General features: G+C 63.1%; 23 protein-coding genes and 1 tRNA gene. 12 read left to right on the top strand and 12 right to left on the bottom strand.

What is annotated here, in order from left to right; genetic code table 11:
* The first annotated feature begins 92 nt into the window (after positions 1-92).
* Positions 93-1,817 (top strand): class I SAM-dependent DNA methyltransferase, encoded by a 1,725-nt coding sequence (locus tag JKL48_RS22985; RefSeq protein WP_394368842.1) that lies wholly within the window; start codon positions 93-95, stop codon positions 1,815-1,817.
* 56 nt (positions 1,818-1,873) lie between these two features.
* Here JKL48_RS22985 and JKL48_RS02550 read toward each other — a convergent pair whose 3' ends face one another.
* From JKL48_RS02550 to JKL48_RS02530, 5 genes are all read right to left on the bottom strand, one after another.
* Positions 1,874-2,584 (bottom strand): DUF4198 domain-containing protein, encoded by a 711-nt coding sequence (locus JKL48_RS02550; RefSeq protein WP_201978062.1) that lies wholly within the window; start codon positions 2,582-2,584, stop codon positions 1,874-1,876.
* 104 nt (positions 2,585-2,688) lie between these two features.
* Positions 2,689-4,815, bottom strand: a complete 2,127-nt coding sequence (locus JKL48_RS02545) for a TonB-dependent receptor (RefSeq protein WP_201978061.1) — start codon at positions 4,813-4,815, stop codon at positions 2,689-2,691.
* Positions 4,816-4,944: 129 nt separating this feature from the next.
* Positions 4,945-5,184: a hypothetical protein gene (locus JKL48_RS02540; RefSeq protein WP_201978059.1), complete on the bottom strand. Its 240-nt coding sequence runs from the start codon at positions 5,182-5,184 to the stop codon at positions 4,945-4,947.
* A gap of 132 nt (positions 5,185-5,316) precedes the next feature.
* A complete protein-coding gene (locus tag JKL48_RS02535; RefSeq protein WP_201978057.1) occupies positions 5,317-5,703 on the bottom strand; it encodes a hypothetical protein in 387 nt (128 codons plus the stop codon).
* A gap of 128 nt (positions 5,704-5,831) precedes the next feature.
* A complete protein-coding gene (locus tag JKL48_RS02530; RefSeq protein WP_201978055.1) occupies positions 5,832-6,389 on the bottom strand; it encodes an RNA polymerase sigma factor in 558 nt (185 codons plus the stop codon).
* A gap of 305 nt (positions 6,390-6,694) precedes the next feature.
* Between JKL48_RS02530 and JKL48_RS02525 the strand changes: the two genes are divergently transcribed.
* A complete protein-coding gene (locus JKL48_RS02525; RefSeq protein WP_201978053.1) occupies positions 6,695-7,081 on the top strand; it encodes a DUF6799 domain-containing protein in 387 nt (128 codons plus the stop codon).
* A 113-nt stretch (positions 7,082-7,194) separates the two neighbouring features.
* On the opposite strand, the gene JKL48_RS02520 is transcribed toward JKL48_RS02525, so the two are convergent.
* From JKL48_RS02520 to JKL48_RS02510, 3 genes are all read right to left on the bottom strand, one after another.
* Positions 7,195-7,659, bottom strand: a complete 465-nt coding sequence (locus JKL48_RS02520; RefSeq protein WP_201978052.1) for a M15 family metallopeptidase — start codon at positions 7,657-7,659, stop codon at positions 7,195-7,197.
* On the bottom strand, positions 7,646-7,819 hold the full coding sequence (locus JKL48_RS02515) for a hypothetical protein (RefSeq protein WP_201978050.1): 174 nt from the start codon (positions 7,817-7,819) through the stop codon (positions 7,646-7,648). Before JKL48_RS02515 ends, JKL48_RS02520 begins: the two co-directional genes overlap by 14 nt.
* Positions 7,820-8,882: 1,063 nt before the next feature.
* Positions 8,883-9,275: an SLOG family protein gene (locus tag JKL48_RS02510; RefSeq protein WP_201978048.1), complete on the bottom strand. Its 393-nt coding sequence runs from the start codon at positions 9,273-9,275 to the stop codon at positions 8,883-8,885.
* 152 nt (positions 9,276-9,427) lie between these two features.
* Between JKL48_RS02510 and JKL48_RS02505 the strand changes: the two genes are divergently transcribed.
* From JKL48_RS02505 to JKL48_RS02470, 8 genes are all read left to right on the top strand, one after another.
* Entirely contained in the window at positions 9,428-9,886 is a 459-nt protein-coding gene (locus JKL48_RS02505) for a hypothetical protein (protein WP_201978045.1), read from the top strand.
* Positions 9,876-10,199: a hypothetical protein gene (locus JKL48_RS02500; RefSeq protein ID WP_201978044.1), complete on the top strand. Its 324-nt coding sequence runs from the start codon at positions 9,876-9,878 to the stop codon at positions 10,197-10,199. The genes JKL48_RS02505 and JKL48_RS02500 overlap by 11 nt, the downstream gene beginning before the upstream one ends.
* A gap of 16 nt (positions 10,200-10,215) precedes the next feature.
* The gene (locus JKL48_RS02495) at positions 10,216-10,461 is read left to right on the top strand and encodes a hypothetical protein (protein WP_201978042.1); all 246 of its coding nucleotides are present in this window, start codon (positions 10,216-10,218) and stop codon (positions 10,459-10,461) included.
* Positions 10,462-10,478: 17 nt separating this feature from the next.
* A complete protein-coding gene (locus tag JKL48_RS02490; protein ID WP_201978040.1) occupies positions 10,479-10,796 on the top strand; it encodes a DUF3846 domain-containing protein in 318 nt (105 codons plus the stop codon).
* A 71-nt stretch (positions 10,797-10,867) separates the two neighbouring features.
* Positions 10,868-11,578 (top strand): hypothetical protein, encoded by a 711-nt coding sequence (locus JKL48_RS02485; protein WP_201978038.1) that lies wholly within the window; start codon positions 10,868-10,870, stop codon positions 11,576-11,578.
* 63 nt (positions 11,579-11,641) lie between these two features.
* Positions 11,642-11,890, top strand: coding sequence for a hypothetical protein (locus tag JKL48_RS02480; RefSeq protein WP_201978035.1), 249 nt, complete (start codon positions 11,642-11,644; stop codon positions 11,888-11,890).
* A gap of 15 nt (positions 11,891-11,905) precedes the next feature.
* Positions 11,906-12,574 carry a PD-(D/E)XK nuclease-like domain-containing protein gene (locus tag JKL48_RS02475; RefSeq protein WP_201978033.1) on the top strand — a complete coding sequence of 223 codons (669 nt, stop codon included), beginning with the start codon at positions 11,906-11,908 and terminating at the stop codon, positions 12,572-12,574.
* 158 nt (positions 12,575-12,732) lie between these two features.
* A complete protein-coding gene (locus JKL48_RS02470) occupies positions 12,733-13,482 on the top strand; it encodes a DUF3223 domain-containing protein (RefSeq protein ID WP_201978032.1) in 750 nt (249 codons plus the stop codon).
* 88 nt (positions 13,483-13,570) lie between these two features.
* Here JKL48_RS02470 and JKL48_RS02465 read toward each other — a convergent pair whose 3' ends face one another.
* The 3 genes from JKL48_RS02465 to JKL48_RS02455 all read right to left on the bottom strand — a co-directional run bounded on the left by JKL48_RS02465 (position 13,571) and on the right by JKL48_RS02455 (position 15,467).
* On the bottom strand, positions 13,571-13,972 hold the full coding sequence (locus JKL48_RS02465) for a hypothetical protein (protein ID WP_201978030.1): 402 nt from the start codon (positions 13,970-13,972) through the stop codon (positions 13,571-13,573).
* Positions 13,973-14,054: 82 nt separating this feature from the next.
* Positions 14,055-14,801 carry a hypothetical protein gene (locus JKL48_RS02460; protein ID WP_201978029.1) on the bottom strand — a complete coding sequence of 249 codons (747 nt, stop codon included), beginning with the start codon at positions 14,799-14,801 and terminating at the stop codon, positions 14,055-14,057.
* A gap of 60 nt (positions 14,802-14,861) precedes the next feature.
* A complete protein-coding gene (locus JKL48_RS02455; RefSeq protein WP_236668562.1) occupies positions 14,862-15,467 on the bottom strand; it encodes a thermonuclease family protein in 606 nt (201 codons plus the stop codon).
* Between the two features lie 70 nt (positions 15,468-15,537).
* On the opposite strand from JKL48_RS02455, the gene JKL48_RS02450 reads away from it, so the two are divergent.
* The gene (locus tag JKL48_RS02450) at positions 15,538-15,741 is read left to right on the top strand and encodes a hypothetical protein (protein WP_201978026.1); all 204 of its coding nucleotides are present in this window, start codon (positions 15,538-15,540) and stop codon (positions 15,739-15,741) included.
* A 307-nt stretch (positions 15,742-16,048) separates the two neighbouring features.
* Here the strand turns inward: JKL48_RS02450 and JKL48_RS02445 are convergent.
* Positions 16,049-16,121, bottom strand: a tRNA-Phe gene (locus tag JKL48_RS02445).
* A 170-nt stretch (positions 16,122-16,291) separates the two neighbouring features.
* Here JKL48_RS02445 and JKL48_RS02440 point away from each other — a divergent pair.
* The gene (locus JKL48_RS02440) at positions 16,292-17,692 is read left to right on the top strand and encodes a (Fe-S)-binding protein (protein WP_201978024.1); all 1,401 of its coding nucleotides are present in this window, start codon (positions 16,292-16,294) and stop codon (positions 17,690-17,692) included.
* Positions 17,693-17,707: the final 15 nt, after the last annotated feature.

Genomic DNA, 17,707 nt, shown 5'->3' with positions numbered 1-17,707 from the left:
AAGTCCTCGACCCGCTGCTGCTCGACGGCCTGCGCCAGGAGCTGGCCGCCGCCGGCACCAACCGCGCCGCCCTCACCCGCCTGCAGCAGCGCGTGGCCGGCCTGCGCCTGCTCGACCCGGCCTGCGGCTGCGGCAACTTCCTGGTGGTGGCCTACCGCGAGCTGCGCCTCGTGGAGCACGCCGTGCTCGACCGCCTCTTCGAGCGCGGCTCGGCCGGCGGCGTGAGCCTCAACCTGGCCCTCTACCAGCAGGTGCGCGTCGAGCAGGTGGCGGGCATCGAGGTCGAGGAGTTCGCCGCCCGAATCGCCGAAGTGGCCCTCTGGCTCATGGACCACCAGCTCAACCTGGCCCTCTCCGCCCGCTTCGACCAGCGCTACGTGCGCCTGCCCCTCACCGGCGGCGCCCGCATCCTCAACGACAACGCCCTGCGGGTGAATTGGGAAAGCGAATTTCCGCAGCTGGACTACATCGTGGGCAACCCGCCGTTTGTGGGGAAACAGTTTCAATCAGCTGAGCAAAAGGCCGACCTTTTGGCCGTGACGGCCGGGATGCGGGCCAATGCTGATTTAGACTTCGTTACGGGCTGGTTTATTAAAGCCGCCGAATACATAAGCGCCGGTCATCCCGCTACCCACGTTGGCTTCGTTTCTACGAATTCAATTACCCAGGGCGAACAGATTGCCTTGCTTTGGCCCACGCTGCTGCAAAAGCACGACCTTCATATTCTGTTTGCTCACCGCACGTTCAAATGGAATAATGAAGCGCGTGGAGGGGCTGCTGTACACTGCATCATTGTTGGGTTGGGAAAAGACAACCCGCCAACCAAGTTGCTGGCTGACTATGTCAAGCAAAAAGGCAACCCGGTGCACCAAATAGTTACCAACATTAACCCCTACCTACTACCTGCGCCCGACGTTATTATTGCCAAAAGTCGCACACCGCTAGTGCCAGTGCCAGCTATGAGCATCGGCAGTATGCCAAACGATGGGGGCAACTTGATTCTGTCCGAAGCTGAGCGCGACGAACTGCTGCTGACCGAGCCAGGAGCTGCGCCTTTTATTCGGCGATTTGTCGGGGCTGTGGAGTTTTTAAATAACAAAGTGCGGTACTGCCTTTGGCTGAAAGATGCTGCCCCGTCCCAACTGCGTAGCCTACCGCAAGTGCTGGCCCGCGTGGAAGCCGTCCGGCAGTTCCGACTTGGCAGCACGGCAGCCCCAACCCGCAAAGCCGCAGCCTCTCCCAGCCTGTTTTTCTTCATTTCTCAGGCCGAAGCGGAGTATCTGCTCGTGCCGGAAGTGACTTCGGAACGGCGGGAGTACATCCCCATTGGGTACCTGCCGCCCGATGTGATTTCCAGCAACAAGAACTTCGTGGTGCCCAACTCCACGCCATACCTGTTTGGCGTTCTTTCTTCCAAAATGCACGTTGCATGGGTGCGGGCAGTAGGCGGTAAGTTGAAAAGCGACTACCAATACTCGCCTAGTATGGTGTACAACACCTACCCCTTCCCGCCCGCGCCCACCGAGGCCCAGCGCCAGGCCGTCACCGACGCCGCCGAGGCCGTGCTGGCCGCCCGCGCCGCCTTCCCCGGTGAAAGCCTCGCCGCCCTCTACGACCCCACCACCATGCCCCCGGCCCTGGCCCGCGCCCACGCCGCCCTCGACCGCGCCGTCGACCGCTGCTACCGCCCCCAGCCCTTCGCCACCGAACTGGCCCGCCTCGAATTCCTCTTCGGCCTCTACCAGCAGCTCAGCGCCCCCGTGCTCGGCGCCGGCAAGCCGGCGGCTACCGCCCGCAAAAAGCCCCAGCCGCAATAACGCAGCCGGGGCTTTTCCAGTAGTGCCGAGCCGCTTGCGCGAGCCCGGGCTTTTTTCTATTTCGCCACAAACACCAGGGCCGCCGTCAGGCTCAGCCGCTGCGCGTCCGGCATATTGGCCTGCATGATGTCGTGGTCCGTGGCGTAGCGGTTGATGCCCTTGAGCACGGTCACCGTCACGTCGCCGTTGGCGTCCGTCTTTGGGCCCGTTTCATTGCTGTTATTTTCCACCATCTGGCCCGCCAGCGGCTTGCCGTCCAGCAGCAGGTGCAGCTTCAGCTGACTGCCGGCCTTGGGCAGCGCCGTCAGCCCCACCGGCACAAACTCAATGCGCTGGCCTATCGGCTTGGCCATCCACGGCGCCCAGCTCAGCATCGTTTTCGACCACTTCAGCGGGTGCGACGACTGCCCGCCCACCGTGCCCGCCGGCAGGGCCGACTTGCGCACGTTGCGCGATTCCTTCTCGTCGCCCACCTTCACCCAGTACCCGTTGTCGAACTCGGTGGCAAACAGCGCCGGCTTTCCCGCCGGGGTAATGCTCAAGCCGTCCTTCAGCGGCGTGCGCGAAAACTTCAGCGGCTTCTGCATCGCGTCCAGTACTTTCAGCGACGTCACCTTCACCACGGGGTACTTCTCGGGAATCTTGTGCCCGTACAGGATTTTGTACACCGGCCCGCCCATTGGGTCCACCCAGGCATCGTGCGCTAGGGTAGTCAGGGCAAACAGAGCAGTAGCGGCCGAGGCCAACAGGGTTGTGGTCTTTTTCATGGAAATGGTTGAGTGATATTGATGATTGATTGTGACCAAGAGGAACGTCATGCTGAGCTTGACGAAGCATCTCTACCGCTTCGTTGCTCCCGCATCATCCGCCCCTAAAACGGCAGCTTCACGCCCGCTGAAAAAGTGAACGGCGCCTGCGGTGCCGTGCGCAGCGCCCCGGCCGTCACGAAGCTCATTTCGTCCAGCCCGTGGCTGCCGTCGGGGTAAAACGTAGTTTCCACGAACGCCCGGAAGCCCGGGTACGCCGCCGGCCGCGTGAAAATCAGCTTGCCCGACGCCCGCTGAAACGCCCGGCTTTCCATCGAGCCGTCGTCGTTCAGGCGCTTGGGGCCCACCAGCTGGTCGTACACCGAGAGCGTGAGCTGGTTGGCCGCGTTGCTGGCCGCCCCCGCCGTGAAGTCCAGGCCCAGCGCGCCGGTGTGCTTCGGCGCGTTCAGCACGTAGTGCGTGCCCGCCTCGCCGTTGCGCAGCTCGGCCTGCAGCACCGAGTAGTTGGCGAACACGCTCAAACTGCCCGGGTTCGCCCCGAAGCGGTAGCGGCCCTCGCCCTCGATGCCCTGCCGCAGCGTTTTGCCGTAATTAATCAACGCGCCGCTCACCGGGTCGTTCGCAATTTCGCCGGTCTGCTCCGTGCGGTAGGCCGCCAGCAGCCCGTGCAGCCGGCCCGAAGCATCATCACCGGCCACGCCCACCTCGTAGGTGTTCAGCCGCGACACGCCCAGCTCGGGGTTATCGATGTTCTCCTCGTAGCCGCTCGGGGCTTTGAAGCCCCGGGCCGCGTTGGCAAACACGCTCACCGCCGCCGACACCGAGTAGGCCAGCCCTATTTTGGGGCTGAATACGCCGGGGTGCGGCTTCAAGTCCTTATTGGGGTAGTCCGAATCCAGCGCCTCGCTCGTGATGTTGTAGTACAGCTGGTCGTAGCGGGCGCCCAGCGTCAGCTTCAATCGCTCGGTGGGTTTGATTTGGAACAGCCCGTACACCGCCGGCGTGTAGGTCCGCACCCGCCGGGCTTGCACCTGCGCCTGTTCCACGCGCCCCACCGTCCGGAAGCGCGTGTTGTCGGCATGGTCGCCCCGGAAGCTCACCCCAACCGCAACCTCCACCGGCGCGCCGGCCAGCGTGCTGGCCACCGTGCGCCGCAGGTCGAAGCCCGCCCATGCCTGGTCGCCGCGCTCCTTGCGCTGCGGCGTCAGGGCCCGCGTCATGGCGTTCTGGCCCACCCGAAAGCGCACAAAGTCGTGGTGCTGCACGTAGGCCGTGGCCGACCAGTAGTGCGCGGCGTTGTCGCCCCGGTAGGTAAACACCGCGTTTTGCTGCTGCGTGCTACCCCCGTCGGTGGGGTCCAGCGCCGCCCGGCGGGCCGTGCGCCCGCTTTCCACGTCGGCTTGAATCAGGTAGTTGGCCGAGCCGAACTGGCTGCTAAACGCCTGCACCCGCACCGCGCCCATGCCGCCCGCCATCGGGAAAGAATATTTGGCCAGCCCGTTCAGGCGCTGGTCGAGGCCGTTGTCGCGGTAGCCGTCCGCGCGGTTTTCTTCCAGCGCCACGTAGCCGCCGCCCTTGGTACGGTCTTGGCTGCCCAGCGCCGCAATGGCCACCGCCCGCACGAAGCCGTAGGTGCCGCCCGTGAGCGAGACGCTGCTGGCCAGCCGGTCCTCGGTGTCGAAGCGGATGGTGCCGCCTAGGGCGTGGTCGCCGTAAAACGGGCTGAACGGCCCCTTCGTCACCTCGATGCGCCGCAGCGTTTCCGGTATCAGCGGGTTCAAATCCACGTAGCCGTTGGTCTGAATGTTGGAGCCCTGGTTCTGCGGCACGCCGTCAATCAAAAACAGAATATCGCGGGCGTGCTCGGTCACCACGTAGCCGCGCATCGACACGCCGTAGCCCACGCCGCCGAGCTGGAAGTTGGCCACCGTGACGCCCGCCAGGGGCCGCAGCAGGTCGCCGTAGGAGTTCACCGCCTGCCGGGCCACGTAGTCGCGCCCCACCAGCGTCACCGACGCCGGGCTGGCCGTGGCTTCCGTCGAGAGCTCCGTTTTGCTCACCGGCACCGCCCCGCCGGTCACTTCCACGTCGCCTAGGCGCTGCGTTTTCAGCGTGTCGGCCCGGGGCCGCGCGTCGCTGGTTTGGCCCAGCACGGAACCCGTGGAAAGTAATAATAAGAGGCCCACGGGCACTACCTGCCCGGCCGACCAAAAAGTAAGGGGTTGTTTCATCCAAAAAGAAAAAGGTGGAAGCCCCGCGTTGCAGCGCGAAGCCCCCGAATGAGAAAAATGCGGGTTGGTGTGGAGACACGACGGCCCGTCCACCGCCCGTAGCGGCGCGGTATCGGTCCCGGCCCGGAATTAGAAATTGGCCTTGCTCATGCACGCCGCCCGGCATTGGGCGCGGTGCTGCGACCGTTGATGCATCACGCCGCCACGCAACGGGTCGCGGCCTACCGAAGCGGCTCCAAACGCCCGCCCCTTTACGTTGGTTAAGTCAATGGCCGAGAAAGCAGAGCGGCCCACGGCCGGCAGCTGCACACGGGAGGAAACGCCCGCAGCGCCCGCCGCGGGTTGAAGGGGGTATGCCAGGAAATTCATGGAAGTGTCGGAAAAGGGACGCGGGCCCGCACGCGCTATCAGCGCAACGGGCGGCATCCGAAATGAATAAGACGAAACGGCCCGGACGCGCAGCGTCAGGCGCCTGCAGGCCCCGCAAGGCCCGCGCACGACTTATCCCCGACGGGGTGGTAGCTCAATTTCGCCGCGATACCCCACGGGCACCGTTGCTTCATAAGGGGCCATCCGGGCCACCATCCGGCCAAACACCGGGGCCGCCAACGCCACCTGCCATTCCGGGAGGCAGTGCGAATCCAGCCCCTTAAAGGTGGTGAGCAGCTGCGTGAGCGGCAGGCGCTCCCCGTACTTTTTCACCGTGTACTGCACGCCGTTGCAGTCGTCAAAACAAGCCAGCCGCAACGTGTGCTTCACCTGGCAGTCCGGACTGTGCACGTAGTTAAACGGCCGGTCAATCACCCGCGCCGGTCGCTCCACCAGCCCGGCCCCCACCACCAGCAGGTAGTTGAGCAGCAACAGCAGAACGAGGTAGGAGCGGGCCACAGGCGCAAATAAACTGGCGTTTCCGAACGCACCGGACGCAGCTTGCGCCGGTGTTCGCAGGCAAGTACGGCAAAACCACCGGATTCGGGTGTTGGCCCGGCAAAAAAACAGCCCGGCTCGTGCCCAGCCTACCGCGTCAGGCCCGTCAACGCCACCAGTGCCGCCCGCGCCCGCGTCTTCACCGTTGCCAGCGGAATGCCCAGCTGCTCGGCCGCTTCCGCTTGCGTGCAGCCGCCGAAATACAGCAGCTCCACCACTTCCCGCTGTTTGGGCTTGAGCCGCAGCGCCAATTCGCGCACCCCGATGTGCTCGGGGTTGAACGTGGCCGGCGCCGCCCGCCCGTACGCCGAGCTGTTCTCCAAGGTCGTGTTGCGCCGATGGAATTGCTGGCGCGGACTTCGCAGCGCGTCGATGGCGTGATTGGTGCATAAGCGCGCCATCCACGTGAAAAGCCGCCCACGTTCGGGGTCGTAGCTGCCCACGCCCAGCCACACCTTCAGCAGGCCTTCCTGCACCAAGTCCTGCGCCAAGGCTTCGTCTCGCACCAAGCGGAGAACCACGGCCAACAGACGGCTGGCGTACTGTTCGTACAGAAGCCGCAGGGCCCGTTCGTCGCGCGCCAGCAGGCGCTGCACGAGGGCGGCATCGTCATCCGCGGCGGGCACATTGGGTAGTGAAGGCTGCAAAAGGGAAGAAGTGATGCCCGCCGGGTAAAGGCGGCGCGTGGCGGGCCACGTGCAATAACGCAGCCCGAATGATAGCCGTTGGCAATAGCGGCTAAGTCGGGCGTGGGCAGTGTTGAGCGCTTGCCCGCCACGCTGCCCGCACCCGGCGAACACCCCTTACGGCCCGTGTCCACCCCCGGTTTGCAGTCCGCCACCACCACCCGCGGCCCGGCCAGCATTTATGCCCGTCCATCCAGGCCAGTTAATTCAATGTCAGTTCAGTACATTGGCAGCCCAAACTCATTCCCAACCCATAGCGACTTCCCATGATAAACGTTTCCAAGCTGCTGCCCGCCCTCGCCCTCGTTTGTTGCGCCAGCGTCGCCCAGGCCCAAACTGCCCCCGCCAAGTCAAAAATGGCTAAGTCCGGCACCATGGCTCATGCCGGCCACGGCAAGATGCACCACGACCACATGATGATGCACGACGGCAAAATGATGGTGGTGAAAGGCGGCAAGATGACGGCCATGACCGAAACCATGACCCTGCCCAACGGCACCCAGGTCATGGCCGACGGCACCGTCATGATGAAGGATGCCACCAAGATGATGGTGAAAGAAGGCCAGGAAATCGGCACCGACGGCAAGCTGCACGCCGACGACGCCGACCACGCCAAGCTGCACGCCGCCAAGAAACACAGCGGCAAAATGTAGGCTAGCCCGACCCCGCACCAGCCCCCAACCCCAACGGGGCCAGCCAACCGGACATCACCCCGGCCAGCTGGCCCCGTATTTTTATATGCAGCCCAGACCGACCCGGCTTTCTCTCACACCTCAAAATGCGGCCGGTCCTTAAACCCCGGCCAGTCCCCACCCCAATGCACCCGCGCATCGGCCGCCTTCATGAGCTGCGCAAACTTGCTCAGCAGCAACCCCGACCACGACACCTCCCCATCCGCCAGCAGAAACGCCACGTCCAGCGCCGGCGCGGGCAGCTTGTTATGGTTTGACTCCCCGCCCCGCTTGTACGTCACAATCGGCCCCGGCTTGCTTCGCCCCTGCGCGTACAGCTCATTCTGCCGCTCCGGACTCCGGTAGCATTCCGTCACAATAGGCAGCCCCACCAGCCGCAGCACCGGGTCACCCATCCACCGAGCCAACGCTTGCTCATACGCCGCCCGCAAACTCGGTATCGCCTGCGCCAGCCGCGCCGCCTGCACCTTGGCCCGCACCGAGCCCAGCACCGGCGCCACCCGAGCCACGGGCGCAGCTTTCAGCTTACTCGGCTGCATCGGTCGAAGGAGTAGCAGGCGCAGGCTGCTCGACAGGAACAGGGGAGGCAACAACGCCCACCGCCGGCAGCTTCACCACCGATTCCGGCTTCTGCAGCATCTTGCGCACCGTGGCCACCACCGTCACAATGCCCACCACCACTTGAATAACGACGTGCACAAACGTCTCAATTTCATTCGCCGTGGGTGGCGTAAAGGCCGACGTTCCAATCTCCCAGACCGCACCGGTACTGAGTATCTGGCCAATATGACCAAGTTTTGAGCTGCTGAATAACATAAGGCAAGGGCTTTGTAGAATTTGAATGCTGTTTGTACAAATATACGCACAAGCAACTCCTTCCGATACAGCGCAATCGTCACTTATCATATTGCACTATTCAGGGCGTGCCCCCTGCACTCCCGCTGGTCGTTCCGGGGTCGGGCTGTCCGCCACTCCGCTTCGCTGCGGCCCTGCGGTCAGCTCCCTTCGCTCGCTTGGCTCCCATCCCTCACGCAACCCTCCCGCGACTCCCCGAACCTGCCGAAACACCGGCCCACGCGCCGCCTCACCGCCCTCCATTCCTTCCGCCCACGCGCCGCTACGTTCCCTCGTCGCTTAGTGCCTGCGCTCCTCGCTCACTATGCTTTGCAGGGCTCCACTCACTCCGGTCGGCCAGCCGTCGCTACCGCAACCCCACGCCCCGGCCCGCCCGTCGTCGCTCCTCCCTCCAGACCGGCTGCCTTACGCTCCGGCTCCACGTTGTTGCGCCTGCGCTCCATTCCGCCGGCTTCCACTCGTCGCCACGCAGTGCCGGCCTCTTCCTCCCCACCTCCTACAGCTACTCCCGAGCCTAGCGCCACGCCATCCCACGCGCCGCCCAGCCTCCCTGCAGTCGGCCCGTCGTCGCCACCCAAAACCTCCGCCCCGGCCCGCTTCCCAAAAGGCAGCCAGCCTCTTCCCACCCACAGAAAAACGGCAGCCCGCGGCTAAAAGCGGCACCAGCGGCTACAGTCTCAACAGCAACAACTGCCTAAATGCGGTGCCCTCCGGGCGCGTTTCATTGGCTACGCCTTCCTAACGGTTGGGGCGGCCCCCAAACCCCTGCGATATGCTCCGCTCCGCTCTGCATGGCCTCGGGTTCCACCCTCATAAGGCCAGCTGCGCGCACATTGGCGGGCTCCGCGCCGCCGAGAAAAGCATCTAGCTGTTCGGTAGGGTCGGGGTGGGCAGGCCGTTGCGCCGGCTACAGGCCCAGGCCGCCGGGCACTGGCTCCGCGCCGGGTGCCGGGGCCAGCAGCCACTCGCAGGGCCGCCCCAGTCGGGCCGCCGCCCGGGCTGCGCTCAGCGTGCCCCGGCTGGCCCCGTCCCACACCACCAGCACCAGGTCGGCAGCCGCCACCACCTCGGCATTGCGCACGTGGGGCGCACCGGCCCCGTGGGTGGCATAGTCCGGCCGCAGCTCGCGTACTGGCACCCCTTTGGCCCGCGCCCAGTTGGCCGCCAGGCTGTCCACACCGGTAGCGCCGCCGCTCACCAGTTGTGCCGGGGCCAGTTCCACCAGTCGGGCCAGCAGCGCGGGGCAGCTGGCCACGCCCCGGCTGCCCACCACCGCCACTGTCTTTTTGTCTTTTTCCATGTTGTAAAGGTACGCACTATCCGTGTATTTTTCTACATATTTCTCTCTTTTTTCTTCCCGTTTTGTGTATATTTTTACTCTATTGTGCGTATATTTGTACAAGCACAAGGGAAAGGCCCTGCCTGCTGTCTCACGCCTCACATCTACAGGCCATGTTCACCCACTTTCAGTTTGCAGAGTTAGCTGCCGCCGCTTGGTGCGGCCCCGCCCTCCATTCCGCCGGCGTCCACGTCAGCATCACGGGCAGCAGCACCCACACGCAGTACGGGGTTCACTATTTCGTCGCACAGGCCGGCACCGAGCACGGGTGGGTTACTTATTTTTCCTACGGCCTTTCCTGTCCGTTCGCGGCCATCACCGCCGCCGTGGCCCACTACGCGCAAGCCGCCCAGGAGCAGGCCGCCGGGCTGGCGCTGCTGGCCGAGGGGGCGCAGGGCCACGCCGCCCGCGTGCTGTCAGCAGCAGAGCAGGCCCTTAGCGGCGCCCCGGCCCAGCTGCAGCTGCAAGCGCCCGAGATAGTATGTGTGGTTTGTCAGGAGGGGCGCGACGCGCTAGGTCAGTGCCGCTGCTGCTACGTTCCCGCTTCCCAGCTGGTGGCTCATGCTGCTTAGTCCCTGCGCTCCCGCCCTCGCCGCCCCCGCCGTGGGGGCGGCACCACTGGCCCCGGCACCGCTCACACCCTACGAGGTGCTGGCCCGCGCACAGTCAGTGAAATACTACGCCGACCGGGCTTTGTGGGAGGTGCGGGACAATGACTTTAGCCCCGGCCGCTTCCGCAAGCTATTAGCCGCCGCCCGCCACCGTCAGGCCGCCCGCGCCGCTTATGCCGCCGCCGCCGCTGCCTACCACGCTACGCCCCGGGCCGCCGCCGAAAGAGCCGTCCGCGCCGCATACGCCGCCAAGTACGGCACCCCCATCCAGTAGCCACCGGCCCCCCGCCATGCCCGCCACCATCGCCCCCAGCCTTGCCCAGGTAGCCGCCGCCTGCTTTCCCGTGCCCGGTGCCCACTTCACCGGCTACGCCTTCGCCCAGGGCCGCCGCTTCAATTGCCAGTTCGACGTGCCCAACCCCCACACCGGGGCCGTGGTGGCCCACTTCCGCGGCACCGGCGCCACGCCATTCGAGGCCATAGCTGCCGCCGTCCAGCTCTTTCACGACAGCGCCCACGCCTTCCCAATCTTCTAACCTCCAAGCCCCACACCATGCCCAAAACCGCTACTCCCGCCTATCAGCCCCACTTGCTCGACCCACACAGCGCCACGCCGCAGCCGGTCAGCCCGGCCAATGGCAAGAGCTTCAAGCTGGCCGAGCTATACGCCATGCTTGACTGCCACACCGTCGACGTGGTGCGCCTCTCGCCCGAGCTGATTCTAATAATTGACGACGAGGGCAAGTTCCGCCACCCGGCCTACCTCAACCTGCTGGCCACCTACCTCTGGTATCACCACCAGCCCGAAGCGCGGGGCCAGGACTCCATCGTGGGCCGCGCCATCGTCTGCCACGACAAGCAATTCCGCTAACCAATCAAAACGGCGCAGGGGCCGGCCGCCAACTGGCCCCGCTTTTTTCACTTCCCAACCCCTTCCCCATTATGGCAACCGCCACAACCCCCAAGACCGCCGCCGCCAAGGCCGCACCCGCCGCTCAGGTTACTGACCTGACCCTTACCCCCAGCACCCGCCCGGCCTACCTCGTGGCCGGCGTCGATGAAAGCACCGGCGAAGAAACCTGGAGCAACCCGTTCCGCTACCTGCCCGGCCACCCGCGTCAGGTGCGTTTCGACGCCAAGGCCGGCCAGTTCAACATCAACGGCACCACGCCCCTCGGCCAGTCCCTGCGCTTCATCCCGCTGGCCTGGCGCATTTTCAGCGACGACATCCTGAACATGGGCCGCAAGACGTGGGCCGAGCTCTACTTCACCGACGAGAAAGGCGCCGTCTGCGCCGTGCTCTTCCACGGCTACTCGGTCGAAAACCTCTACCGCCTCATCGAGCCGCTGTTCTACGACGACCTCACCCTGGCCGACGTGGTAGTGAAGGTGCAGGCCGAGAAGAAGGAGACGACCAAAGACGGCAAGAAGGCCACCTACTACATCGCCCAGTTCAGCTACGAAGCCGCCGACCCCGCCGAGGTAGCCGCCCGCCGCGACTTCGCCCGCGACTTCCACATCTGGCGCGCCGAAACCTACACCGGCCTGGCCGACATCCGCCAGCAGCACGGCTACACCGTGCCCCAGGCCGAGGAGCAGCCCCGTCTGGAACAGGAGTCCGACCCGAAGGATGGCCTAAGCCAGGCCGCCTAATCATTCACCGGCAGCCTACCCACCGCGCACTGTGGTGGGCAGGCCAGCCAAACTTCCCTACTCATGCTCCAACTCCCCGAACTCCGCCAGGAACTGCCCACCAGCACGCCCGTAGAAACCGCCCGCTTCACCGAGCTGGCCCAACTCCTCGCCACCACCGGCCCGCTGGCCGACCTACGCGACCTCGCGCCCGCCGTGCGCCAGCTCTTCCCCGAGCCGGCCTACGAAGTCGGCTGCGGCGGCTCCCACATCTGGCTGCACCGCGCCGACGAAGAGCAGCGCTTGGCCTGTATCCTCGACCGCCACCAGTAAACCCTTCCCAATCCTATGTTTACCAACGTCCATCCCCACCCCGAGCTCACGCAGGCCCAGCACCGCGCCCTGCCCCACGCCTCCAACACCGACCTCTCCAACCTCAAAGCCGAGCTGCTAGGCAAGCCCAACACCCCCAACCCCGTGGCCCTCACCTTCGGCAGTCACTTCCACACCGCCACCCTCGAGCCCCAGCACTACGCCCGCACCGCCGAGCGCTGCGACTGGCCCCTGGTCGAAACCCTGGCCGCCGCCGTGCGCCGCCAGCGCTACTGCCGCGACTTGCTTTTTCGGGGCCGGCCCGAGCTCACGCACACCGCCACCCACGCGGCCACCGGCGTGCCCGTCAAAATCCGCCCCGACCTGCTCCACGTCAGCCCCCGCCTTGGCAAGGTGGGCCTGGTCGACTTCAAAACCACCAGCGCCCGCGACTACGCCGGCTTCTGCGCCACCATCGAGCAGTACGACTACGACCGCCAGGCCGCCTTCTACGCCGACGTCCTCGGAGCCACCCGCTTCACCATCATCGGCGTCCAGAAAAAAGCCCCCTTCGCCGTCTGGCAGGTCGAGCTGTTCGACATTCCCGGCCTCTTCGAGCAGGGCCGCAAGAAGTACACCCGCCTACTGCGAGCTTTTGCTGAGCAGAATGCCGGAATACCCTTAGCAGCTAAGTCCGAGCCTTAAGCGCTTGCCTCTTTATTCACGCCCGGCATCAAGGCCTGCCCGCACAGTTTAGGACGGATATAGTGGGTGGCTTCCATATCTTCACCAGCGCTATGCAGCATGGTCCACGGCCCGTTTTGTCGGCCTTCGCCATGCGCTGATACCTTATAAATCGAAAGATGAAAAGCCCTTTAACAATTGGTGACAAAGCTTATAAGTACAAGAAGGACGCCCTAGCGCACTACAAGCAAATCCTTAATTCTTATAAATTCGGACAGTCACTGAATGACGATGACTTTAATGATTTATTGGACTTACTGGATTACGATTATTCGTTTTATGCAGAAGAAGAAGTTGAAGTCACCCAAGACGTAATTCCAGAGGACGTCCAGGCCCCGCTAGCCGTTAAAGATATTGTAATCGCTAAGGTCCAATTCAATACAAAGTGTTTTGAGGTTATATGGGACGATTCATCGAGCGACTATATCTCGTACCTCATGATAATCAACCGGCACAATACGAACTCAGGCGCTTCTTTCAACACCGCCTGTAGGAACGCAATTCATGACGACCTGAGAGCGGTTAAGCAGAAATACTTCGATGCCTACGCTGAGAAGGGTTTGGTAAAATGCCAGGAGACAAGTCAGTTATCAAAGTGGGAAGAACTGCACGTTGACCACCGGCAGCCACATACATTCTCTATTATCGTCGATAGGTTCAAGGAAGTCTATAAGATTGAATTGAACGCCGTTGAATACGAGGTAAATGAGCGTAATATGCTCCTCTTTAAAAGTGAAGTACTAACGCATGATTTTCGCGATTACCACAAGGGTAAGGCAAACTTGAGGATTGTCAGGAAAGAATGCAACACCGGCCGGACAGGCATGGCGAGAATAACGCGGACACCGAAAGACTTGACCATCGAATAGTTTACACACGATACCAGCGAAACAATTCGACATGAAAAAGCCCCGCTTGCTCATTGCAAACGGGGCTTTCGCTTTAGAGTAGTCACCGCTACGCCTGCAGCACGTCAACCTGAGGAGGCGACAGAATCGGTGTGCCAGCCCCCAGCTCACCAAACAGCGGGTTGGCCGGCAGCTCCTGTCCACCGTTGCCATCCGGCACCTGGTTGAAGATAACCAGTTCCTCGCCGGGCGTGCTCTGCGCTAGGTGGTCCACCAGCACTTCCTGCCCGCTATTGGCGTGTAGCGCTTGCGTGAGCAGCGTATAGGTGCTCACGTCCACATTGTAAATCTGGTTCAGCGCATTCATCTGCGTGGCCGCGTCCTCGGCCGCGCCAATGGCATCCGCCAGCAGTTGAGTGTAGCGCCGAGCCTTAGCGTCGGCTTTGGCGCGGAGCTTAATAGCGCGCTTCATGCGCCGCTTGAATTGGGTTTGATAAGCGGTAAGTGCCATGATTAGTAAGATTTAGAAGATTAGAGGAAAAAGGAAACGGCCAGCCGTTGGGGCCGGCCGCTTCGTGCATTGCTACCGCGGCTTAGGCCACGTACTCAATGGCCAAGGGGTTCGTGCTGTTGTTGTTCAGCGGATAAAACTTGCCATTAATCTGCTGGTAGAAGTTGATGCCCACCACGCCCACCACCAGGTTGGCGTCGGCCGGAGCAGCCGGGAAGGTGGCCACCACCGACTGATTCACCAGCGGCGCACCATTCAGCGGCAGAATGCCCAGCGGAGCCGCCACCACACCGTTGGTGTAGGTCAGCGCCTCCATGTCCAGGTCCGACACCGCAAACACCACCTCGAAGTGGGTGGCACCCTGCGGAGCCGCAATGTCGCTGGCCGGGTTGAGCGCCGGAATGTGCATCGTCACGTCCGCACCGTTGCCCGTCACCTCGTAGGGGAAGTACATGGTCTGGCCGATGCCGGCGCCAATGTTGAAGTTGAAGCCGAGCAGCGGCGCCGAGTTCGAAGAATCAAACACGCGCTGGCCCCGGTCATTCGTGTCGTCGAGGCCGATGATGGCGCGCATGGCCTTAGTCAGGCGCGAAGCCAAACGGCTGTCGCTGGCCGAGGCAATGGCCACGCGCAGCGAGTCGCGCAACAGCTTGCTGTACTTGGCCGACAAGCCAAATTCTGCCGCGTTTTCACGGGTACGGGCCAAGCTAGCCGAGCTAGCGAAGGCCGCTTTATTGGAAGCAGGTTTTTGACGGACCGAGCCGTCTTTGGCGAACACAAGGCCACCCACGGTGCCTTGCAGTCCCAGGATGCCAGTTTGAGAGGCCATGAGAAAAGAGGATAAAAAAGTGAGATAAAAAACCCGGCTGCTTTCACTTGCGCGGCCTTGTTACCAGGTGCAGCCAACCCGGTAGCGCCGCTTGATTTCTGAATTGAAGGACCGCCACAGCTTCGGAGGTACCGCCTGTCTCACGCCGCATTTCCACAGCCCGCGCCCGGCCCGCTGCGCCACTACCTGCTGTGCGGCCCGCCCAGCCACCACGCGGTTAGGGTCAAAGGCCCAGGCCCAGCCCCGCACCACCATGAGTGAATCCAGCGGCACCGCGCGGCCTGCAGCGGCCACCGTAGCCGTCGGAATCAACACCGCGCCCAGCGTCCGCCCATACAGGTCTAGCCCGGCCCGCGCCACCAGTACCACCCGCCCCGGCGTCAGCAGCCCCGCTACCGAGTCCGTCGCCTGCAGTCCGAAGGCCTGGTCTTGCTCCGGCGCGTCCACTCCCAGCAGCCGCAGCCGATAAGTCGTAGAGCCCGACAGCATGATATAGGTGTCGGCGTCGATGACGCGCACCACCCGGGCCGCCTCGGCAGCCAGCGCAGCGCGGGCCGTCAGCGAAAGCGGCGCACCCGTCTCCCGCTGACTCGACAGGCAGCCCACGGCCAGCGCCCCCGCCAGCCCCAGTCCTGCTACCCTCGAAACAAACCAGTTGACCTTCATTTCCCGAACCTAGCACCCGGTTTCAGCCGTTGTATCTTCGCTTGCCACTTTTACCCCACTGTACCCCATTATGCCCCAGGTTTGCATCCACCCCAAGGAAGTGGCCCAGCTCACCGGCACCAAGTACGGCACGGCCAAGGTCCTGCTGCAGCGCATCCGCGCCGAGCTCAACAAGCCCGCCCGGGCCTACGTCTCGGTCGCCGAGTTCTGCCAGTACACCCATCTCCCCGAGGAAGAAGTTTCCCGCGCCCTCAATCAAGGCCAGCGCAGCTAGCCAGCCTTGGAGCGTAGCTCGAGCATAGCTAAAGTCACCCTCACCCCAATCTCACCCATTCCGGCGAGCGGTTAATTGTCAGCCGGCCAACACATAAAAAAGGGCCGCCCCAGAAACGGAGACGACCCTAAATGTCGAAAAGAGGTGTTTGGCAACTAATTCCCTCCGACCTCACAAAAGTAAAGGCAACACAACGAAAATGAGCTGCAACAGCAGCCAGTAAGTATTCAATCATCCTGAACTGTCCGATATCCTGTCCGACCTAAAAGCAAAAACCCCATTTCCGTTATAGAAATGGGGTTTTTTGTGGCAACAGTTGGAATCGAACCAACGACACCAGCATTTTCAGTGCTGTGCTCTACCAACTGAGCTATGTTGCCGTTACCCCGGAGCGCCTTTAGGTTGCTTTGGGGACCGCAAAGGTACGAATCCAAAACAATGGCGCAAGAAATGGAGTAAAAAAAGTGCAGGATGGAGCGTCTTTTTCTAAAAAGTATTCGGCATGCCGACTATCTTGCGACCCCAAACGTTCCCGCCTTACCTTTACCGCATGTTGCAATCCCTTCTCTTTGCGCTGCTGCTGGTCGCAGCCTTTGGCCTCTTCATTTGGCAGGTTCGGAAAATCCGGGCCAACATTCTTGTCGGTCGCGAGCGCGACATGAGCGGACGTGCCGCCGAACGGTTTCGCAAAACCCTGCTGGTGGCCTTTGGGCAACAGAAAATGTTCAAGCGGATGACGCCGGCCCTGCTCCACCTGGTGGTGTACGTGGGCTTTCTGGTCATCAACATTGAGGTGATTGAGATTGTGATTGACGGCTTGTTCGGCAACATTTTCGGCTTCCACCGCTCGCTCAAGTTCCTCGGGCCAGTGTACGACGTGCTAATGGCGACCAACGAAGTCCTGGCCGCGCTGGTGATTGTGGCCGTGGCCGCCTTCTGGTGGCGCCGCAACAGCAACCCGCCGCTCAAGCGCTTCACCGGCCCCGAGCTGCGCATGTGGCCCAAGCTCGACGCCAACATCATTCTCTACATCGAAGTGGCCCTGATGCTGGCTTTGTTCTTCATGAACACCGCCGACCTGAAGCTGCACGCAATGCGCGGCGAAGACCTGCCCGGCACCTTCCCTGTGAGCAACCTGCTGGTGGGCCTGCTGCCCAGCAGCGAAGGCACGCTGCATGTGCTGGAGCGCCTGGGCTGGTGGATTCACATCACCGGCATTCTGCTGTTCCTCAACTACCTGCCCAGCTCCAAGCACTTCCACATCATCATGGCGTTCCCGAACGTGTGGTACTCGCGCCTGGTGCCGCAGGGCCAGTTTTCGAACGTGGAAAGCATCACCAACGAAGTGAAGGCCATGATGGACCCCAGCTTTGTGGTGCCGCCCGCCCCAACGGCACCCGACGGCTCCGCCCTGGCCCCCACGCCCTTCGGCGCCAAGGACGTGGACGACCTGCCCTGGACGAACCTGCTGAACGCCTACTCCTGCACCGAGTGCGGCCGCTGCACCTCGGTGTGCCCCGCCAACCTGACGGGCAAGCTGCTCTCGCCGCGCAAAATCATCATGGACACGCGCGACCGAATGGAGGAAAAGTATAACTCGCCCCTCATTTTCCGCCCCAACGTGTACGGTGCCGAAGCCAAGCACGAGCCCGTGACCGACCTCATGGAGGCCACGCTGCTGCGCGGCAAAGTGACGCCTGAGGAACTCTGGGCCTGCACCACCTGCAACGCCTGCGTGGAGAGCTGCCCCGTGAACATCAACCCGCTCGAAAGCATTATCGAGATGCGCCGCTTCCTGGTGCTGGAAGAATCGGCCGCGCCCAACTCGCTGAATGTGATGTTCTCCAACATCGAAAACAACGGCGCACCGTGGGCTTTCTCGCCATCGGACCGGTTCAACTGGGCCGATGACTTGTTTGCGGCGGAGAAGCCAGCGACGACGGTCGCGTAATGTTCAAGAAAAGGC

The sequence above is a fragment of the Hymenobacter rubidus genome (assembly GCF_016734815.1).
Lineage (GTDB): Bacteria > Bacteroidota > Bacteroidia > Cytophagales > Hymenobacteraceae > Hymenobacter > Hymenobacter rubidus.
The sequence above is the reverse complement of the archived record's forward strand: the minus strand, read 5'-3'. Positions and strand labels throughout refer to the sequence as shown.

Excerpts from the sequence above, each read along its gene's own strand:
- JKL48_RS02520 (WP_201978052.1), bottom strand. The coding sequence starts at position 7,659 with ATGCAGCCGAGTAAGCTGAAAGCTGCGCCCGTGGCTCGGGTGGCGCCG.
- JKL48_RS02480 (WP_201978035.1), top strand. The coding sequence starts at position 11,642 with ATGCTCCAACTCCCCGAACTCCGCCAGGAACTGCCCACCAGCACGCCC.
- JKL48_RS02510 (WP_201978048.1), bottom strand. The coding sequence starts at position 9,275 with ATGGAAAAAGACAAAAAGACAGTGGCGGTGGTGGGCAGCCGGGGCGTG.
- JKL48_RS02440 (WP_201978024.1), top strand. The coding sequence starts at position 16,292 with ATGTTGCAATCCCTTCTCTTTGCGCTGCTGCTGGTCGCAGCCTTTGGC.
- JKL48_RS02500 (WP_201978044.1), top strand. The coding sequence starts at position 9,876 with ATGCTGCTTAGTCCCTGCGCTCCCGCCCTCGCCGCCCCCGCCGTGGGG.
- JKL48_RS02495 (WP_201978042.1), top strand. The coding sequence starts at position 10,216 with ATGCCCGCCACCATCGCCCCCAGCCTTGCCCAGGTAGCCGCCGCCTGC.
- JKL48_RS02470 (WP_201978032.1), top strand. The coding sequence starts at position 12,733 with ATGAAAAGCCCTTTAACAATTGGTGACAAAGCTTATAAGTACAAGAAG.
- JKL48_RS02460 (WP_201978029.1), bottom strand. The coding sequence starts at position 14,801 with ATGGCCTCTCAAACTGGCATCCTGGGACTGCAAGGCACCGTGGGTGGC.
- JKL48_RS02525 (WP_201978053.1), top strand. The coding sequence starts at position 6,695 with ATGATAAACGTTTCCAAGCTGCTGCCCGCCCTCGCCCTCGTTTGTTGC.
- JKL48_RS02485 (WP_201978038.1), top strand. The coding sequence starts at position 10,868 with ATGGCAACCGCCACAACCCCCAAGACCGCCGCCGCCAAGGCCGCACCC.
- JKL48_RS02540 (WP_201978059.1), bottom strand. The coding sequence starts at position 5,184 with ATGAATTTCCTGGCATACCCCCTTCAACCCGCGGCGGGCGCTGCGGGC.
- JKL48_RS02505 (WP_201978045.1), top strand. The coding sequence starts at position 9,428 with ATGTTCACCCACTTTCAGTTTGCAGAGTTAGCTGCCGCCGCTTGGTGC.
- JKL48_RS02550 (WP_201978062.1), bottom strand. The coding sequence starts at position 2,584 with ATGAAAAAGACCACAACCCTGTTGGCCTCGGCCGCTACTGCTCTGTTT.
- JKL48_RS02490 (WP_201978040.1), top strand. The coding sequence starts at position 10,479 with ATGCCCAAAACCGCTACTCCCGCCTATCAGCCCCACTTGCTCGACCCA.
- JKL48_RS02545 (WP_201978061.1), bottom strand. The coding sequence starts at position 4,815 with ATGAAACAACCCCTTACTTTTTGGTCGGCCGGGCAGGTAGTGCCCGTG.
- JKL48_RS02475 (WP_201978033.1), top strand. The coding sequence starts at position 11,906 with ATGTTTACCAACGTCCATCCCCACCCCGAGCTCACGCAGGCCCAGCAC.
- JKL48_RS02465 (WP_201978030.1), bottom strand. The coding sequence starts at position 13,972 with ATGGCACTTACCGCTTATCAAACCCAATTCAAGCGGCGCATGAAGCGC.
- JKL48_RS02455 (WP_236668562.1), bottom strand. The coding sequence starts at position 15,467 with ATGAAGGTCAACTGGTTTGTTTCGAGGGTAGCAGGACTGGGGCTGGCG.
- JKL48_RS02450 (WP_201978026.1), top strand. The coding sequence starts at position 15,538 with ATGCCCCAGGTTTGCATCCACCCCAAGGAAGTGGCCCAGCTCACCGGC.